The organism is Ensifer sp. NPDC090286 (genome assembly GCF_044769565.1).
Classification (GTDB): domain Bacteria; phylum Pseudomonadota; class Alphaproteobacteria; order Rhizobiales; family Rhizobiaceae; genus Ensifer.
Window position 1 is genome coordinate 552,355 of the sequence record NZ_JBIVYF010000003.1, and the last position, 16,876, is coordinate 569,230.

A 16,876-nucleotide genomic window follows, 5' to 3' on the forward strand; every position below is an offset into this window, starting at 1 on the left:
ACGGCATTTTAGAGCGTTCGATCATACATGGCTGTTGAGATTATTGGGCGTGCATGCCTCGCCCCTGGAGCAGAATCGCCCTCGGCGTTGTTCAAACTTCTACGTCAGGGCAAGTGCACCGTCACCAGCATTCCATCGGATCGCTGGGACGTCGCGCGATTCTGGCATCCCGTCATGGGCACGCAGGGAAAGACCTATTCCTTCGCGGCCGGTGTGCTGGATCAACTCTACGATTTCGACCCGGCCGTCTTCGGCATGTCGCAGCGCGAGGCCATGTATATGGACCCGCAGCAGCGCGTGCTCCTGCAGCTTGCCTGGCGGGCGCTTGAGGACGCCAACATCTCCTCGACGTCGCTGCACGGCGAAAACGTCGGTGTCTATATCGGCGCATCGAGCCTCGACCACGCCAACCTGACGGTCGAGGATCCGGCCGCAGCCGGCCCCTATTTCATGACCGGCAACACGCTGTCGATCGTGTCGAACCGCATCTCGCATATCTTCGGCCTCAGCGGCCCGAGCATGACGGTCGATACCGCCTGTTCCTCCTCGCTGGTCGCGCTCGACCAGGCGATGCGGGCACTGACATCGGGCGAGATCGACACGGCGATCGTCGGCGGCGTCAATATTCTTGCCCACCCCCTGCCCTTCGTCGGCTTCGCCCAGGCGCGCATGCTGTCGCCGGAAGGCCTCTGCCGCGCCTATGATAACGACGGCGCCGGCTACGTGCGCGCCGAGGGCGGCGTGGTCTTCGTGCTGCGCCGTTCCGATCGGGCGCGCCGCGAAAAAGACCGCAGCTATGCGCGCATCGTCGCGACCGGCGTGAATTCGGCCGGGCGCACCAACGGCATTTCGCTGCCGTCGCGCGAAGCCCAGGCCAATCTGCTGAGAGCGATCTACGAAGGCAACGGCATCGACGCCAATCAGGTGGCCTTCGTCGAGGGCCACGGCACCGGCACCAAGGTCGGCGACCCGGCGGAAGTCTGGTCGATCGGAACGGTCATCGGCGCCAAGCGCCGGGCGCCCGTGCCGATCGGCTCGATCAAGTCGAACATCGGCCACACCGAACCCGCCTCCGGCCTCTTCGGCATGCTGAAGGCCATGATGGCGCTCGAGAACAATTACCTGCCGGCATCGCTGCACTTCGACACGCCGAACGAGCACATCGATTTCGACGGCCTGAACGTCCGCGTTACAGCAAACCCGATCGAGCTTCTGCGCGGAAAGCGCGCGCGCCTCGCCGGCATCAACTCCTTCGGTTTCGGCGGCGCCAATGCGCACGTCGTCATCAGCGACCCGGAACCGGCCGCCGATGAAAAGGCCGCAAGCCCGTCGTCTTCGGGACACGTGTTCCTCGCGAGCGCCCATACGCAGTCGAGCCTGGAAGCCCTTCTCAAGGACTACAAGACCGCTTTCGCGCATGCTTCCAAGGGTGAAGCCCGTGCGATGATCGCCGCATCGGGTGCCAACCGCACCCATATGCGCCATCGGTTTGCCGCCCGTAGCGACCAGCCCGAAGATATCGTCCGTGCGATCGCCAGCCACCTGGAAAAGCCCGGCTCGGATATCGGCGAGGTCGGCGAGGCCGTCGCTCGCGACGCCAAGGTCGCGTTCGTGTTCTCCGGCAACGGCTCGCAATGGGCCGGCATGGGTGTGGAAGCCTTCCGTGAAAACCTGCATTTCCGCCAGTGTTTCACCTCGGTCAGCGCGCTGTTCAAGTTCCACTCGGATATCGCGCTTACCGATCTCCTGACCGATCCTGAACTCGACAAGAAGCTTGCCGACACGAAGATCGCCCAGCCGCTGCTGTTTGCGGTGCAGGCCGCCCTGTCGGATTCGCTGGTAGCCATGGGCATCAAGCCGGTCGCCGTTTTCGGCCACTCCGTCGGTGAAATCGCCGCCGCCTACGCGGCCGGCGCGCTGTCGCTCGTCGATGCGGTTTCGATCGTTGCCAAGCGCTCGCTGCACCAGGACCTGCTTGCCGGCCATGGCACGATGGCCGCCGTTATGCTCGGTGAAGAGGCTGCTCGCGCTTTCGCCGAGGCTCGCGGCCTTGACGAACTCTGCGTTGCTGCGGTCAACGCCCATAACTCCGTTACGATCTCGGGCCCGGCCGAACAGATTTCGGCCTTCCGCGATGCCGCCCGCAAGGCGAAGATCCCTGTCCAGATCCTCGACATCAACTATCCGTTCCACCATCCGATCATCGACCGGGCGAAGGATGCCTTCCTCTCGGACATCCCCGATATCGCGCCGCGCCGCACCGAACTCGCCTATCTCTCGACGGTGACGGGTGCCGCCCTCGAGGGTACGCAGCTCGATCCGGAATACTGGTGGAAGAACGTTCGCGAGCCGGTCCGCTTCCAGGCGGCCGCAGAAGCCGCGATCGAAATGGGCTGCCGCCTGTTCATCGAAATCTCGCCGCGCCCGATCCTGTCGTCCTACGTCAAGGAGACGATCAAGCAGGCAGCCGCCCCCGGCATGGTGGTGCCGACGCTGCTCAGAGACGTCGCCGAAAGCGGCCAGGATCCGATTTCGGCCGCGATGGCGCGTGCCGTTGCGCATGGCGCCGTGGTCGACACGACCCGGGTCTTCGGCAAGCGCAATGCATCGATCGCCCTGCCAAGCCTCCCGTTCGAGCCAGTCGAGCTGCGGCCGGCGGCGACGACCGATGCCACGGACCTCTTCGGCCGGATTGCCAGACCTTACCGCCTGACCGGCTGGCGCAGCGATCCGAACAGCGGCAGCTGGAAAAACCATATCGACGCCCATCTCTTCCCGGACCTTGCCGAACACGTGGTCGACGGCAAGGCGATCTTGCCGGGCAGTGGCTTCATCGAGATCGCCGTCGCTGCGGCACAGCAGTTCTATGGCAGCGACGAAGTCGAGATCACCAATCTCGAAATCGTCCGGCCGCTGGAACTCAGCGACACGAAAATCATGGAGCTGTCGACCGTCCTGTCGCCAGAGACCGGCGACCTCGAGATCCGTTCGCGCGAACGGCTGTCGGAAGACGACTGGGCCGTGCATGCGGTAGCCCGCTGCCGCAAGCCGCTGCCGGCCGGGGATCGCGCCTATCCGTCGCTTGCGGGCCTTGCCAAGACGGCAACGGTGGCACCGGGCCGCGCCTATGAGACGGCGCGGCAGTTCGGCCTCGACTACGGTCCCCGCTTCCAGCTGCTCGCGAAAGCGGTTGCCTATAGCGACCGCCTGGTCGATGTAGAACTGAAGACGGCAGACGCCACCGGACACCCTCTGGTCAGCTATGCTCTGAACCCGATCTCGGTCGATGCGACCTTCCACGGCCTGGTGGCGCTCTTCGACCGCTTCACCGGCGACAAGAGCGGCGCACCCTATATCCCGGTCCGTTTCGGTTCGGTCCGTGTCGTCAATGGCGGCCTGCCGATCGCGCGCGCCATGATCGAAATCGAACGTGTCAGCGCCAACTCGATCAAGGCGAAGTTCCACTTCTTCGGCCAGTCGGGCGAACCGATCGCGCATTTCGAGGATTGCCGTTTCCGCCGCACCTATCTGCGCAAGCACAAGACGCTCGATGCGCTGTCCTTCCACTACGAGGCAGTACAATCGGAAGCCGCCCTGCCGGGTCTTCTGCGCAACAGCCTGGCACCGGTCTCCATCGCCATGCCGGGCGCCGGCGAGGGTGGCATCGACAATGCGACGCTGCTCTTCAATGCCGCGATCTACCGCGCCTGCCAGGAGATCGCCCTCAAGCTCGGCAAGGGTCGTTCAACGATCCAGGGCGGCAGCCTGCCCGGCGATTTCGCGTTCCAGTGTTTCCTGACGAGCTGCCTCTACGTGCTCGAAGATGCCGGGCTTTGTGAGCACAAGGATGGTGTCTGGACCGTCGCGCAGGAATACAACCTGCCGAGCGTGTCTGAAATTCTGAGCGAGCTCTACGGCGAACGGCCTGACCGCGCCGTCGAGGCCGTGCTGATCAACAATGCCTACGCGGAAGCGCTTGCCCGCATCGACGCCCTGCATGCGGGCGACGAAGCGGCCTCGACCTCGAACTTCATCAGCGACGCCACCATCGACCATCAGGCGGTTCACTCGGAGGCAAGCCGTCAGCGCATGGCCTTCGTGCTGGAAGCGCTCGAAACAGCGCTCTCGACGCAGCCCGCCGGAGCGCGTCTGCGCATCGTCGAGCTCGGCAGCGTATCCGCCGGCTTCACCCGACGCCTGGCGACGCTTGCCGAAAAGCATGGTGCAAGCCTCACCGTGTTCGAAGCACGCGACAACGCCCAGCGCGGCCTTGAGCTCTCCTTCGAAAACGACGCCCATGTGCACATCCTAAAGAAGGGCGAACTTGCGACGCTTACGGCCTTCGATCTTGCCGTCAGCGCCTCCGATGGGTTCTACGGCCTGATCGAGGACGATGTGACGGTTCGCACGGCCTTGCGTACCGCGCTACGTCCTACCGGTGGCATCATCGCCGCGGTCAGCGCGCCGTCGTTGTTCAACGACTTCGCGCTTGGCCTGTCCGAGGGTTGGTTCGCGCGAAGCCAGACGGCGGAGTTTCCGATCGGCAACCTCGCGGCTGCGCCGCACTGGCAGAAATGCCTCGACGATCTTGACCTGCGCGACATCGACATTGCCGACCGCGAATGTGCAAGCGGCAACGTCATACTGCTCGAAGCGCGCGGCACAGTTGCTGCTGCCGCAGACGTGGCGGTACCGGCGTCCAGCCCCTACCTGTTGCTGGAGATCGGCGGTCACGAACAGCGCGAACCGTCTGAGACAGCCGTTCGCGTCAGCCTGACCGGCGATGCGACTGCGGACAAGGCCGCGCTCCTGCCAGCCTTCGAGGTTCTGGGGGCCCAACCGCTTCGGGCAGTCTTCCTCGCCTTGCCGACGGCCGCGTCGCGCACCGACGATTCTGCCTCTCTGCAAACGCAGATCCTCGCGCTCGGCACGTTTGCCGAAGCGTTGCGCCAGCATATCGGCGGTGCAGAGCCGGCGGACGACAAGCGGCCCCGTCTCGTGCTTGTTGCGCCTGGCGGCGCACCGATCGCCAACCGGACGGTCGGCGCAGCGGTCGCAAGCGACGGCGTCAATGCCGGCCTCTGGGCCTTCGCCCGCGTGCTTCAGAACGAGTACGAGTTCCTCGACGTCCACTCGCTCGACATCGACGGTTCGCCGGCGACGGCTGCCCAGATGGCTGCGGCATTGCCGCTGCTTGGCGCCGCGGGAGCAAACCGCGAATGGCTGCTCGAAGGCGACGCTGGCGCTGCGCTTTCGGAGATCCGCGCCGTGCCTGGACCGGTCGACAATGCGCACGCAGCAACAACTGCCTTCAAGGCTGCAACCATCCGCCAGCGCGTCAGCTCTCAGGTCGGCAGCATCGTCTGGGAAGAAAGCGACATCCCCTCGCCAGGCCCGGGTGACGTCGTCGTCGCGGTCGCGGCCACCGGTCTCAACTTCCGCGACGTGATGTGGGCAATGGGCCTTCTGCCGGAAGAGGCGCTCGAAGACGGTTTCGCAGGCGCGACGATCGGCATGGAGCTTTCCGGCCATGTGGTCGCGGTCGGCGACGGGGTCGATGACCTCGCCGTGGGCGATGCCGTCATGGCGATTGCGTCCTCTGCCTTCTCGACCCACGCGGTCGTTTCGCGCGCCGGTGTCGCCAGGTTGCCGCAATCGGTCAGCCCGGTCGCCGCAGCGACGGTCCCGGTCGCGTTCCTGACCGCCTATTACGCGATGGTCGAGCTTGGACGAATCCAGCCTGACGAAACGATCCTCATCCATGGCGCCGCCGGCGGCGTCGGTCTTGCCGCTCTGCAGGTCGCAAAGCTGAAAGGCGCCAAGGTCATTGCCACGGCAGGATCGCGCGAGAAGCGTCGCTTCCTGTCGATGCTGGGCGCCGATCACGTCTTCGATTCCCGTTCGCTCGACTTCGTCAACGACGTTCGCGCCGTAACGGACGGCGAAGGCGTCGATCTCGTGCTCAACTCGCTGTTCGCCGAGGCCATGGAGCAGAGCCTGGCGCTGGTGAAGCCGTTCGGCCGCTTCCTTGAGCTTGGCAAGCGCGACTATTACGCCGACAGCAAGATCGGCCTTCGGCCGTTCCGCCGCAATGTCAGCTATTTCGGCATCGACGCCGACCAGTTGCTGGTCAATCAGCCGAAGCTGACCAAGCGGATCTTCACCGAGATCGGTGCGCTGTTCGAAGACGGCAAGCTGACCCCGCTTCCCTATCGCGCCTTCGACTTCGACGAGATCGGCAACGCCTTCCGGCTGATGCAGAATGCCGGGCATATCGGCAAGATCGTCGTGCTTCCTCCGGTCGCCGGCACGCATCGTGTCGCCAAGCGTCCGCATGGCGGCATGAAGGTCGATCCGAACGGCATGCATCTCGTCGTCGGTGGCATCGGCGGCTTCGGCCTCGCTGCCGCCAACTGGCTCGTCGAAAAGGGTGCGACGAAGGTCGCGCTCTGCTCGCGCCGTGGCCAGGCGGATGCCGAGACGACGGCGATGATCGATCTCTGGGCGAAGGCCGGCGTTGCCGCCACGGTTCATGCCTGCGACGTCACCGATCCGGCAGCGACGGAGCGCCTGCTCAAGACCCTGCGCGCCGTGGCGCCGCTGCGCTCGATCGTCCATGCTGCCATGGTGCTCGACGACGCGCTGATCAGCAACCTCAACCGCGAGCGCAACCGGCCGGTCATCGATACCAAGGCCAAGGGTGCCGCGGTTCTCGATCAACTGACCAGCGGCGACAAGATCGACAACTTCATCCTGTTCTCGTCGGCGACGACCCTCGTCGGCAACCCCGGACAGGCGAATTACGTCGCGGCCAACGGCTATCTCGAAGGTCTCGCCCGCGCCCGCCGCGCCCGCGGCCTTGCGGGTCTCGCCGTCGGCTTCGGCGCGATCGCAGACAGGGGCTACCTGGTCCAGAACACGGATGTGAACGACATCCTCGCCAAGCGTATCGGCAAGACGGCGCTGAAGGCGCAGACGGCGCTCGACATGGTCGAAAGCCACCTGGCCTTCGATCCCGGCACCGTCGACGCGGCAACCGTGATGATCTCGGAGATCGACTGGTCGGCGGCACGCAATCTGCCTGTCGCCCGCAACGCCCTCTTCGAAGTCATCCTGCGCAGTGCCGACCAGCATGCGACGGGCGGCGAAGGCACCAAGATGGACCTCGTCGCGATGATCGAGGGCAAGTCGCCGCAGGAGGCCGAGGACATTCTCTTCGATCTCGTCGCCGGCGAAATCGCCGCAATCCTGCGCGTATCGAAGGATACTGTCACCCGCAGCAAGGTTCTGAAGGAAATCGGCCTCGACAGCCTCATGGCCGTCGAACTCGGCATGAGCTTCCAGCAGAACACCGGCTTCGACATGCCGCTCAGCGGCGTCGCCGACAACACGACGGTTGGCGATGTCGCGCGCAAGCTCTATGAAAAGGTGAGCAAGCGCGACCAGAGCGACGATGCCGAACCGGCCGACGACAAGATCGTCAGCGAACTTGCGCAGCGGCACGTCGGAACGGCGAAGGAAAAAGCACAAGGCCAATGAGCACGAACGGAAACGGTCCAGGCGCATCCAAGATGACCAGCAGCCTCAAAGAGAACCTGCTGGACCGGATGAGAAACACGCATCAATCCTCCGAGCGCAACCGCATGGCGCGCTCGGAGCGGGAGATGCCGCCGCCGGCACGCCGGCAGCAGGCCCGTTTCGAAGACCTGCCGGAATACAAGCAGGTGATGACGCAGAAGTTCGCAAGCGAGCAGCTCGGCATCGCCAATCCGTTCTATCGTGCGCACCAGACGGCGGCGGGCGCCACCACCGTCATCGACGGTCGGAAGCTGATCAACTTTGCTTCCTATGACTATCTTGGCCTCAACCGCCATGCGGAGGTGCTTGCGCGGGCACGCGACACCATCGGCACCTTCGGCATCTCCGCCTCGGCGAGCCGCCTCGTCGCGGGCGAGCGCCCGGTGCATGTGGCGCTCGAAGAAAAGATCGCCAGCTTCTATGGCGTCGATGCCGCCGTCTGCTTCGTCAGCGGTTATCTCACCAATGTGGCGGCGATCAGCTGCCTGATGGGGCCGAAGGATCTCGTCGTCCACGACGAGTTCATCCACAACAGCGCCCTTGCCGGCGTCAAGCTCTCGGGCGCGACACGACGCCTGTTCAAGCACAATGACGTCGCCGACCTCGAACACGTGCTGCGCACCGTTGCCGGCGACTATCGCCGCATCATGGTCATCGTCGAGGGCATCTACTCGATGGACGGCGATGTCGCCGACCTGCCGGCGCTTCTGAAGCTTAGGGCCGAATACGGTTTCTGGCTGATGGTCGACGAAGCGCATTCGCTCGGCGTTCTCGGCAAGACCGGCCGCGGGCTTGCAGAACATTTCGGCGTCGATCCGCGCGAGATCGATATCTGGATGGGGACGCTGTCGAAAACCACGTCGAGCTGCGGCGGCTATATCGCCGGCAGTGAAGCACTGGTCGAAGTGCTGAAGGCCTCGGCCGGCGGCTTCGTCTACAGCGTCGGCCTTGCGCCGGTGCTGGCGGCTGCGGCTACCGCGAGCCTGGAAGTTCTCGAACGGGAGCCGACACGCACGGCGGCGTTGCGCCGCAACGGCGCCCTCTTCCTCAAGCTTGCCAAGGAAGCGGGCCTGGACACGGGCCTCTCGAGCGGATTTTCCGTCGTTCCGGTTCTGGTTGGCGATTCCCTGCGTGCAGTCCAGCTGTCGAACGACCTGCTTGCCGAAGGCGTCAATGCGCTGCCGATCATCCACCCGGCAGTTCCGGAAGGGCTGGCGCGGTTGCGCTTCTTCATCACCAGCGACCACACGGAAGAGCAGATCCGCCGCACAGTCACACTGACGGCCGAGCGTCTGGCCGACCTTACCGCACGCAACTTCGGCCTCGGCGGCATCGACATCGACCAGATGATGAAAGCGCTCTCGGCGCGCTGACCTGACCGCATTTTCTGCCGGGTCATGTGATTGCCGAAGCAGAGCCGCTTCGCACCCTTCCGAACTCTGGAGCGGAATACCAGCATGACGCATGTGATCATTACCGGTGGCTCGAGCGGTATCGGATTTGCGGTTGCATCGATCTACGCGGCGCGCGGGGCGCGCCTCTCGTTGATCGCCCGCTCCCGCGGGCTCCTGGAAGACGCGCAAGCGAAACTTGTCGCATCCAGCGAGGCGAACGCCGACAGCATCCGGATCGAGGCCGCCGACGTCGCGGTGGAAAGCAATGTCGAAGCGGCGATCCGGCGGTGCGAACAGGCTTTCGGCCCCTGCGACATCCTGGTGGCATCGGCGGGCATCGTCGAACCCGGCCGGTTCGAGGAACTCAACAGCGCCTCGTTCCGGCAGCAGATGGACACCAATTTCTCCGGCACGGTGCATGCGGTCCGCGCTGTCTACGACAGCATGAAGCGGCGCCGGCGCGGCCGGATCATGATGATCTCGTCCGGCGCGGGGCTGCTCGGCATCTACGGCTATTCGGCCTACTGCGCCTCCAAGTTCGCCGTGCACGGCTTTGCCCAGGCGCTGCGTTCGGAAGCTCGTCCGCACGGCGTCAGCGTCTCCGTCTGCTTTCCGCCGGATACGGAAACGCCGCAGTTTCAGCGCGAGCTCGCGGCCCGACCGCCGGAAGCCGCCACGATCATGGGCACGGTCAGGCCCTGGCCAGTTGAAGCGGTGGCCAGGCGGATCGTCAAGGGGACCGACCGCGGCCGGTTCGAAGTCTATTTCGGCACGACATTGTTTCTCCTTGGCCGCTTCGCTCCCGCCGTTCGTCCCTTACTCAACTGGTGGTTCGACCGGGCGATTGTGCGGTGCGGCAACACGGCGACGCATAATCGTGGAGTGTCCGAGCACCGGACCTGACGATGCTTGTACCTAGCATCGATAAGATCTAAGTGTCGGGCGGACGCTGTGCCGCATAAAGCGGCATCGGCCGGCATGAAGACATGAAGGTTTCCGCTTGGCGTTGCTTCCCTTTCAGCTGCACGACTACCCGATAACACTGACGCTTAGTTGTTATCTGCTGTCCTGTGCGGTGATCTTCTTCACCGACCGCTTCGCCTTGCCGAAGCGCGAGCGGCGCGCCAATCCTTCGCCCTTCGGACGCACCCAGGACGTGATCGATGTGCTTGCCCGCCTGCCGGTGATCGCGCTGGTCTTTGCCGGCTTCTTTGCGGGATCCTGGCGTCCGCTCTATGCGGCGGCCGGCACGATGAGCTTCTTCATCATCTTCACCGGTATTTCCCGCGCCAAGTTCAAGTTCATTCGCGAGCCGCTGATCTTCTCGGACATCGCGCTCGTCGTCGACGTGTTCAAGTACAAGACGATCTTCTACGCGAGCTCGCTGAACGTCGTCTTCTGGACCGTCGCCTTCCTCTACGTCTTCGGCGTTTCCGGCCTCTACATGTATTTCGAGCCGGCCATTCTGCCGGATCGGGGCAAGGCCTTCTGGATCCTGGTGATGCTCGGCGTCGCCTACGGACCCTGGCTCCTGCTCTTCTACGGCCCGGTGAACCGGCCGACTGCAGCATTGGTGCAGCGTCTGCTCAAGGTCCTCGACGTCAAGATGAACACGGTGCGCTTCGGCACCTTCGGCTCGGTCGTCTTCCGCTTCATCATCTGGCTCGGTGTCCGCCGCGAAAAGATCGTCGCCGAACTCTCGGAAATCGTACGGGCCGCCGTGCAGGACCTCATCGGCGACGACGGCTCGCCACTGATCGTCGTCTGGCAATCGGAATCCTTCATCGACATGCGGCACTTCGGCGTCGACACGCTGAATCTGCCGACGCTCGACCGGCTGCGGCGCGAGGCAGTGCAGTGGGGCCGGCTCAGCAGCGTGTTCGAAGGCGGCTATACGCTACGCACCGAATTCGCCGTCATCAGCGGCCTCGTGCCCGACGACATCCATGTCGACGCCAGCTATCCCTATCTGCGCGCGTCGCACTATGCCGACGTTGTCTGGCCCGGAAAGATGAAGCGTGCCGGCTGGCACACCCACTTCATCCATCCCTATGACCGCACCTTCTTCCTGAGGCACAAGGCGATGCCGCAGCTCGGCTTCTCCAAGCTGACGATGCTCGACGGCTTCGACCATCGCCCCGAGCGAGACGGACCCTATGTCTCCGACGAGAAGCTCGCGGCAAAGGTGATCGACGCCAGCGAGAAGCTGCCCGAAGACGAAAGCGGCTTCATCTTCGTCGCCTCCATGGCCAATCACGGCCCATGGGAGCCGGGCCGCGTCGGCGACCTTACCAACCCCGTCGACATCTATCTGGCCATCCTCGAGCAGTCCGACGCAGCGCTCAACACGTTGAGCGAGCGCCTCGACAAGCTAGACCGTCCGGTCTGGCTCGTCTTTTACGGCGACCATGCGCCGTTGCTCAAATCCTTCGCCGATCCCTTCCCGGATCCGCGCACGGACTATCTGATCGTGCCGCTCGCCAAGGCGAAGCGGTCGTCCCACAAGCCGGCCGAGCCGAGCAACGTCGAAGCCTGGAACCTGATCGAGGCGCTTCTCAACCACGCGAACCTCAGAAAGGATACGCTGCGTTAGCGGCGGTCGGCGGATGAAGAACGCTTCGATGACATCGGCCGGTGCGGCCGGCCGGCCAAGGCAGCGGGTCTTCCTGTTCCTGCAGGGCCCCTCCTCGCCGATCTTCCGCAAGATCGCCGACCGGCTCGAAGCCCTTGGCCACCGCTGCCTGCGGATCAACCTCAACGTCGGCGACCAGATCATCTGGCGACGCAAGGGCGGCTTCAACTATCGCGGCACGGCGTCTGCCTGGCCCGGCTATCTCGAGGCATTCATCGCCACCCACGGCGTCACCGACATGCTGCTGTTGGGCGAAGAACGCCCCTATCACCAGGCCGCGACGGCCGTCGCCCGTCGCGCCGGCGTCAGTGTCGCCATTATCGAAATGGGATATCTGCGGCCGGACTGGCTGACGCTCGAGCGCAACGGCATGTCGTCGAACTCCCATTTTCCCGTCGATGCCGGGCAGATCCTGTCGGCCGCCGCAGATCTGCCGGAGCCGGACTGGCGCAAGCGCTACAGCCAGACGTTCCTCGCCGATGCGAGCTACGACCTGCTCTACAATCTGCCGAACGTCTTCTTCTGGTTCCTGTTTCCGCACTATCGGCGTCATGCGATTTTTCATCCGCTCGCCGAATATACCGGCTGGATACGCCGGCTGCTCTCCGAGAAGCGGCGCAACGCGGCGGCGGTGGCAACGGTTTCGCAGCTCCTTTCGGAGCGTGTGCCCTACTTCGTCTATCCGCTTCAGCTCGAAACCGACTTTCAGCTCAGGGCGCATTCGCCCTTCAACAGCCAGAAGGATGCGATCGCTGACGTCCTGACCTCCTTCGGCGCCTTTGCCGCGCCGAATGCACGCCTGGTTTTCAAGGTGCATCCGCTCGACAACGACCTGATCCCGTGGCGCAGCTTCATCGAGCAGCAAGCGGCAACGCTTGGCTTGAGCGGACGGGTCTTCTATCTGGACGGCGGCAACCTCGATACGCTTGGCGAGGCGAGCGCCGGCATGGTCACGGTAAATTCGACCGCCGGCCTGCACGCCTTGAAGCAAGGGCGGCCGGTCAAGGTACTCGGCACTGCCGTCTTCGATATTGCCGGCCTGACCGACCAACAGCCACTCGACGCTTTCTGGCAGGCGCCGCAGGCGCCTGAGCCTGAGCTCAGTGTCGCCATGTTCCGCCTGCTTGCGGCGTCGATCCAGGTGCGCGGAAACCTCTATTCCCGCGCCGGAACCGATGCCGGTGCGGAAGCCATTGCCCAGCGGCTGCACGAAGACAGCCTCAACGAGCCTGGAGCCTTTGTTGACCCCGCACCGAGGCAGAAGCCAGCGAAACGCGCGCCTTCCTCTTCCCGCCAAGGATAGCCGTTTTTACATCGTGTGGACCTAGCGTGGCGCGAGCGCTGCCGCGATTGCTGCGACCAGCATCAGGCCGGCTGCGGCCAAGGGCAGCACGGAAAAGCCAGCCCCGCCATAGACGACGCCGAAACCAAGCGTTCCCACAAAGAGTGACAGATAGGTGACACCGCTGTTCAGTCCCATGATCGCGCCCCGCCTTGTGGGATCGAGCCCCGTCAGTCGCATGATCAGCACGTTGAGACCGAAATGGTTGGCAAGGCCCCAGAAGAACACGACGACCAGCATGGCCGTGTAAGAGCCGCTTGCGGCCGCCATCGCCACATAGACGCCAGCGACGACCAGGAAGATCAGGGGCAGCAACCGGCCGGCGCCGAAGCGATCGATCAGCCGGTCGAGCAGTGCTGCCGCACCGAAGCCGAAGCCGTAGGAAACGGCCACAAGGCCATTGGCGCTGAGGGGCAATCCGAGCGCCGCATGCAGGTGTTCGCCGATATAGGCGTAAACGCCGTAGAAGGCGGCCATGAAGGCGGCACAGGCGATCAGCAGCGGCCCAGCGCCACGCACGCCAAGCGCGGCAAGCGGCGACGTCGTTTTGCCGGCGAGACCTTCCCGTACCGGCGCGAGCCTGACGGCAGCGCAGGCAACCAGCGTGGCCGCGGCAACGACGAAGTAAACGGCGCGCCATCCCCCGAAGTCGGCGATCGCTGCCGATAGCGGCACACCGGCCACCATGCTGAGCGTCCAGCCGGTCAATACCAGGCCGATCGTCTCGCTCTCCCGTCCGGCCGGCGCGATGACCGAGGCCAGCGTATAGATCGAGGGAAGCGCGATGCCGGTGGCGACGCCGACAACAAGCTGGGCGGCGACCAGGAAGGCGAGCATGGGCGCAAGCGCACTGCCGGCAAGCCCGGCGGCCAGAAGCAACAGCGCGGCAGCCAGAATGCGATGAGGGCCGTAGCGGTCGATGAAGCGGCCGAGGAAGATGGCGCTGACGGCCGTGCCCAGTCCGAACGCGGCCGACGCGACCATCACGGAGGGAACATCCGCGCCGAGGCTCCGCGCCACCTCCGGCGCGATCGGACCCAGCGCCAGAGAATTCGAGCCGATGACGCCGACGCACACGGTCAGCACATAGGCGAAGGGCGGGATGCGCGCCCTGTCGATCGAGGCCCTGTCGATTGGATCTGGCGAAATTTGTTGATCGATGTTCGTCATTCCTTCATTTTTGCAGAATGACGTTCAGCAACAAGAGGAATTCCGGGTATGGACCAAAATACAGATGACGTTCGGCGGAAGCGTCCACCGGAACGCGACCTCGACGCCATGGACCGAAAACTATTAGGCGTCCTCGTCGAGGACGCGACCACGAGCTATGCCGAGCTTGGCGACCGCGTCGGGCTTTCGCCGCCAGCGGCGCATGAACGGGTGAAACGGCTCCGGCGTTCGGGCGCGATCCGCCGCGTGTCGGCGCTCATCGATCCGGACGCAGTCGGAAAGACGCTGCTTGCCTTCGTCCATGTCGACACGACCGGCTGGGGCAAGACGCAGGCACTGCTGGCGATCGAGGAATGCCCTGAGGTGGAGGAGATCCACTCGGTCGCCGGCGACACCTGCATGTTGCTCAAGGTGCGCACCGAAAGCACGCATGCGCTGGAAGGGCTGCTGGCGCGGCTCTACGACACGCCCGGCGTCAAGGCGACGCGCAGCTATGTGGTGCTTTCGACCTATCTGGAACGACCGGTGCAGCCTGGCACGACGAGCGACTGGCCCGCCGTGGTGAAAGGTTAGGCTGCTTTCGTCAGACGGAGATCCGCTCTGCCGGCCTCAGACGACGCCGGCGCGCAGCAGGTCGTGGATATGCAGGATGCTGACCGGCGCCCCGCCATCGTCGACGACGAACAGCACGGTCACCTTGTGCTGCTGCATGAATTCCATGGCGCCGCTTGCGAGCACGTCGCCGCGGATCACGCGCGGATTGCGCGACATCACCGCCTCGACCGGCTGCAGCAGCAGGTCGCCGGACATGTGACGGCGCAGGTCGCCGTCGGTGATCACGCCAGTCAGCTTACCGCCGCCGTCGACGATGCCGACGACGCCGAAACCCTTGGACGACATCTCGATCAGCGCCTCGCTCATCGGGCGGCCGACGCTGAGAAGCGGCATCTGGGCGCCGTCATGCGCCAGTTCGCGCACCAGCCGCAGCTGCGCACCGAGCTTGCCGCCCGGATGGAAGGTCTTGAAGTCTTCGGCCGAAAAGCCGCGCCGCTCCAGGAGCGCGATCGCCAGCGCGTCGCCGATGGCAAGCTGCAGCATGGCCGACGTCGTCGGCGCCAGGCCGTGCGGGCAGGCTTCCTGAACCTTCGGCAGCACGATCGGTACTTCCGAGTTGCGCGCCAGCACGCTGTCCCGGTTGGCGCAGATCGACACGACCGGCACGTTGAAGCGCTTGGCGTAGGTGAGCATGTTGGCAAGCTCGGCCGTCTCGCCCGACCAGGAAAGCAGGATCAGCACGTCCTGCGAGGTGACCATGCCGAGGTCGCCGTGGCTCGCTTCGGTGGGGTGCACGAAATAGGCGGAGGTGCCGGTCGATGCCAGGGTGGCTGCGATCTTGCGGCCGATGTGGCCGCTCTTGCCGACGCCGGAGACGACGACGCGCCCCTGGCTTTCGCCGATCAGTTCGACGGCATCGACGACGCTGCGGGCAAAGGCCTCGTCGGCGCCAAATTGATCCGCCAGCGCCTTGATGCCGGCCATCGCGGTCGTCAGCGTGCGGCTGATCGAATCCAAAGCCGCAAGCGCGGTTCGCTCACCTGCCGATGCATGTCTCAAACCCATGATGCCCTCAATTCTGCAAAGCCGTCGCGACAGGCGGAACGCTGTCCGCCAGACCATTGACGGCAGATAAGCGCTTTTTCTTGGCAAACCAAGTGTTGCAGGCAGAGTTCGGGGGAAAACTGGCGCGATCGGCGACGTTTTCGTCAGCCGGCGCGCATTTCTTCCATTTCGAGCGGCATCGACTTGTCGGCCGCGAATTCTTCGAGCGTCATCGAATCGAGGATCGCGGCAACGGCATCGCGCACCGTCGTCATCGACACCCGCACCTGACAGGTCTCGGGATCGTTGCAGTCTTCGCACACCTCATAGGCCGTGCGGCTTGCGCAGCGGATCGGCGCAAGCGGCCCATCGAGCGTACGGATGACGTGACCGATGCGGATTTCGGATGCCGGCCGCGACAGCGAATAACCGCCGCCGGGGCCCTTCTTCGAGCGCAGCATGCCGGCGTTGCGCAGTTCGAGCAGGATGGTGTCCAGGAATTTCTTCGGGATATTGTTGCGCTGCGCGATCTCGGTAATGAAGGCGGTCTCCCCCGGCTCCAGCCGTGCAAGATCGACCAAGGCCTTCAGTCCGTACTTTCCCTTCTTCGTCAGCATTCCGGCACGCTTTCCCTGCGGCGGCACCCCAGAAAACGGGAATCATCCGCGCAAATGCAAATATATCTTGGCATAGCACAAGAAACGTACTGCCAACATATAATTATAGTGGGGAATTGGCCGATGTCGCGGGCATTGCGTGCGGCCGATGCGGCCAGAATTTGCGTATGTCTTCGCGGCGGAGGCGGGAGAAAAGCCGAAACCGGCTTTTCTCATCCGCTTCAAGTGCTGCTTCAGGCAGCGGCACTGTGGTTCTGCCGCTTTGCCTGGACGGCCTGGTGGGCCAACAGCTGACGGATCGCGGCACGCGCCTCATCAGCCGAACCGAAGCGCTTCGCGTCCAGATCCCAGACGTGATACTTCACCGCCAGGAACTTGAAGCGATCTTCATCCGGGACAACAACGCCGACGGCTTCGCCGCCAAATTCGATAACCTGCTTGCTCATACAAATAACGCTCCTTCCACGCCGGTGGCGCGGAGACTTTCAATTTCGGCAAAAGATAAAGTTCGAGGGGTTCGAAGGTCACATTCGGCAGAGATTGC

Annotated in this window: 10 protein-coding genes; 6 read left to right on the forward strand and 4 right to left on the reverse strand. The window is 64.3% G+C overall.

Annotated elements, in window-relative coordinates:
- Window positions 1–27 precede the first annotated feature (27 nt).
- The 5 genes from ACIQUG_RS17910 (at window position 28) to ACIQUG_RS17930 (ending at window position 12,907) form a co-directional block, all read left to right on the forward strand.
- On the forward strand, window positions 28–7,539 hold the full coding sequence (locus ACIQUG_RS17910; RefSeq protein WP_402323374.1) for a type I polyketide synthase: 7,512 nt from the start codon (window positions 28–30) through the stop codon (window positions 7,537–7,539).
- The gene (locus ACIQUG_RS17915; RefSeq protein ID WP_043613128.1) at window positions 7,536–8,951 is read left to right on the forward strand and encodes an aminotransferase class I/II-fold pyridoxal phosphate-dependent enzyme; all 1,416 of its coding nucleotides are present in this window, start codon (window positions 7,536–7,538) and stop codon (window positions 8,949–8,951) included. The genes ACIQUG_RS17910 and ACIQUG_RS17915 overlap by 4 nt, the downstream gene beginning before the upstream one ends.
- Window positions 8,952–9,035: 84 nt before the next feature.
- Window positions 9,036–9,875: an SDR family oxidoreductase gene (locus ACIQUG_RS17920; protein WP_402323375.1), complete on the forward strand. Its 840-nt coding sequence runs from the start codon at window positions 9,036–9,038 to the stop codon at window positions 9,873–9,875.
- A gap of 97 nt (window positions 9,876–9,972) precedes the next feature.
- Entirely contained in the window at window positions 9,973–11,565 is a 1,593-nt protein-coding gene (locus tag ACIQUG_RS17925) for an LTA synthase family protein (protein WP_402323376.1), read from the forward strand.
- 28 nt (window positions 11,566–11,593) lie between these two features.
- The gene (locus tag ACIQUG_RS17930; protein WP_402323742.1) at window positions 11,594–12,907 is read left to right on the forward strand and encodes a capsule biosynthesis protein; all 1,314 of its coding nucleotides are present in this window, start codon (window positions 11,594–11,596) and stop codon (window positions 12,905–12,907) included.
- 21 nt (window positions 12,908–12,928) lie between these two features.
- Here ACIQUG_RS17930 and ACIQUG_RS17935 read toward each other — a convergent pair whose 3' ends face one another.
- On the reverse strand, window positions 12,929–14,116 hold the full coding sequence (locus ACIQUG_RS17935; protein ID WP_402323377.1) for an MFS transporter: 1,188 nt from the start codon (window positions 14,114–14,116) through the stop codon (window positions 12,929–12,931).
- Window positions 14,117–14,164: 48 nt separating this feature from the next.
- Between ACIQUG_RS17935 and ACIQUG_RS17940 the strand changes: the two genes are divergently transcribed.
- A complete protein-coding gene (locus tag ACIQUG_RS17940; RefSeq protein ID WP_402323378.1) occupies window positions 14,165–14,689 on the forward strand; it encodes an Lrp/AsnC family transcriptional regulator in 525 nt (174 codons plus the stop codon).
- 36 nt (window positions 14,690–14,725) lie between these two features.
- On the opposite strand, the gene ACIQUG_RS17945 is transcribed toward ACIQUG_RS17940, so the two are convergent.
- From ACIQUG_RS17945 to ACIQUG_RS17955, 3 genes are all read right to left on the reverse strand, one after another.
- Window positions 14,726–15,736, reverse strand: coding sequence for an SIS domain-containing protein (locus ACIQUG_RS17945; protein ID WP_402323379.1), 1,011 nt, complete (start codon window positions 15,734–15,736; stop codon window positions 14,726–14,728).
- Window positions 15,737–15,879: 143 nt separating this feature from the next.
- Window positions 15,880–16,332, reverse strand: a complete 453-nt coding sequence (locus ACIQUG_RS17950) for an RrF2 family transcriptional regulator (RefSeq protein WP_402323380.1) — start codon at window positions 16,330–16,332, stop codon at window positions 15,880–15,882.
- Window positions 16,333–16,565: 233 nt separating this feature from the next.
- Entirely contained in the window at window positions 16,566–16,778 is a 213-nt protein-coding gene (locus tag ACIQUG_RS17955; protein ID WP_034797039.1) for a hypothetical protein, read from the reverse strand.
- Between the last annotated feature and the right edge of the window lie 98 nt (window positions 16,779–16,876).

What these genes read in the sequence shown, in the direction of transcription:
- ACIQUG_RS17945 (WP_402323379.1), bottom strand. Translation starts at nt 15,736, where the DNA reads ATGGGTTTGAGACATGCATCGGCAGGTGAGCGAACCGCGCTTGCGGCT.
- ACIQUG_RS17940 (WP_402323378.1), top strand. Translation starts at nt 14,165, where the DNA reads ATGGACCAAAATACAGATGACGTTCGGCGGAAGCGTCCACCGGAACGC.
- ACIQUG_RS17950 (WP_402323380.1), bottom strand. Translation starts at nt 16,332, where the DNA reads ATGCTGACGAAGAAGGGAAAGTACGGACTGAAGGCCTTGGTCGATCTT.
- ACIQUG_RS17920 (WP_402323375.1), top strand. Translation starts at nt 9,036, where the DNA reads ATGACGCATGTGATCATTACCGGTGGCTCGAGCGGTATCGGATTTGCG.
- ACIQUG_RS17915 (WP_043613128.1), top strand. Translation starts at nt 7,536, where the DNA reads ATGAGCACGAACGGAAACGGTCCAGGCGCATCCAAGATGACCAGCAGC.
- ACIQUG_RS17930 (WP_402323742.1), top strand. Translation starts at nt 11,594, where the DNA reads ATGACATCGGCCGGTGCGGCCGGCCGGCCAAGGCAGCGGGTCTTCCTG.
- ACIQUG_RS17910 (WP_402323374.1), top strand. Translation starts at nt 28, where the DNA reads ATGGCTGTTGAGATTATTGGGCGTGCATGCCTCGCCCCTGGAGCAGAA.
- ACIQUG_RS17955 (WP_034797039.1), bottom strand. Translation starts at nt 16,778, where the DNA reads ATGAGCAAGCAGGTTATCGAATTTGGCGGCGAAGCCGTCGGCGTTGTT.
- ACIQUG_RS17935 (WP_402323377.1), bottom strand. Translation starts at nt 14,116, where the DNA reads ATGACGAACATCGATCAACAAATTTCGCCAGATCCAATCGACAGGGCC.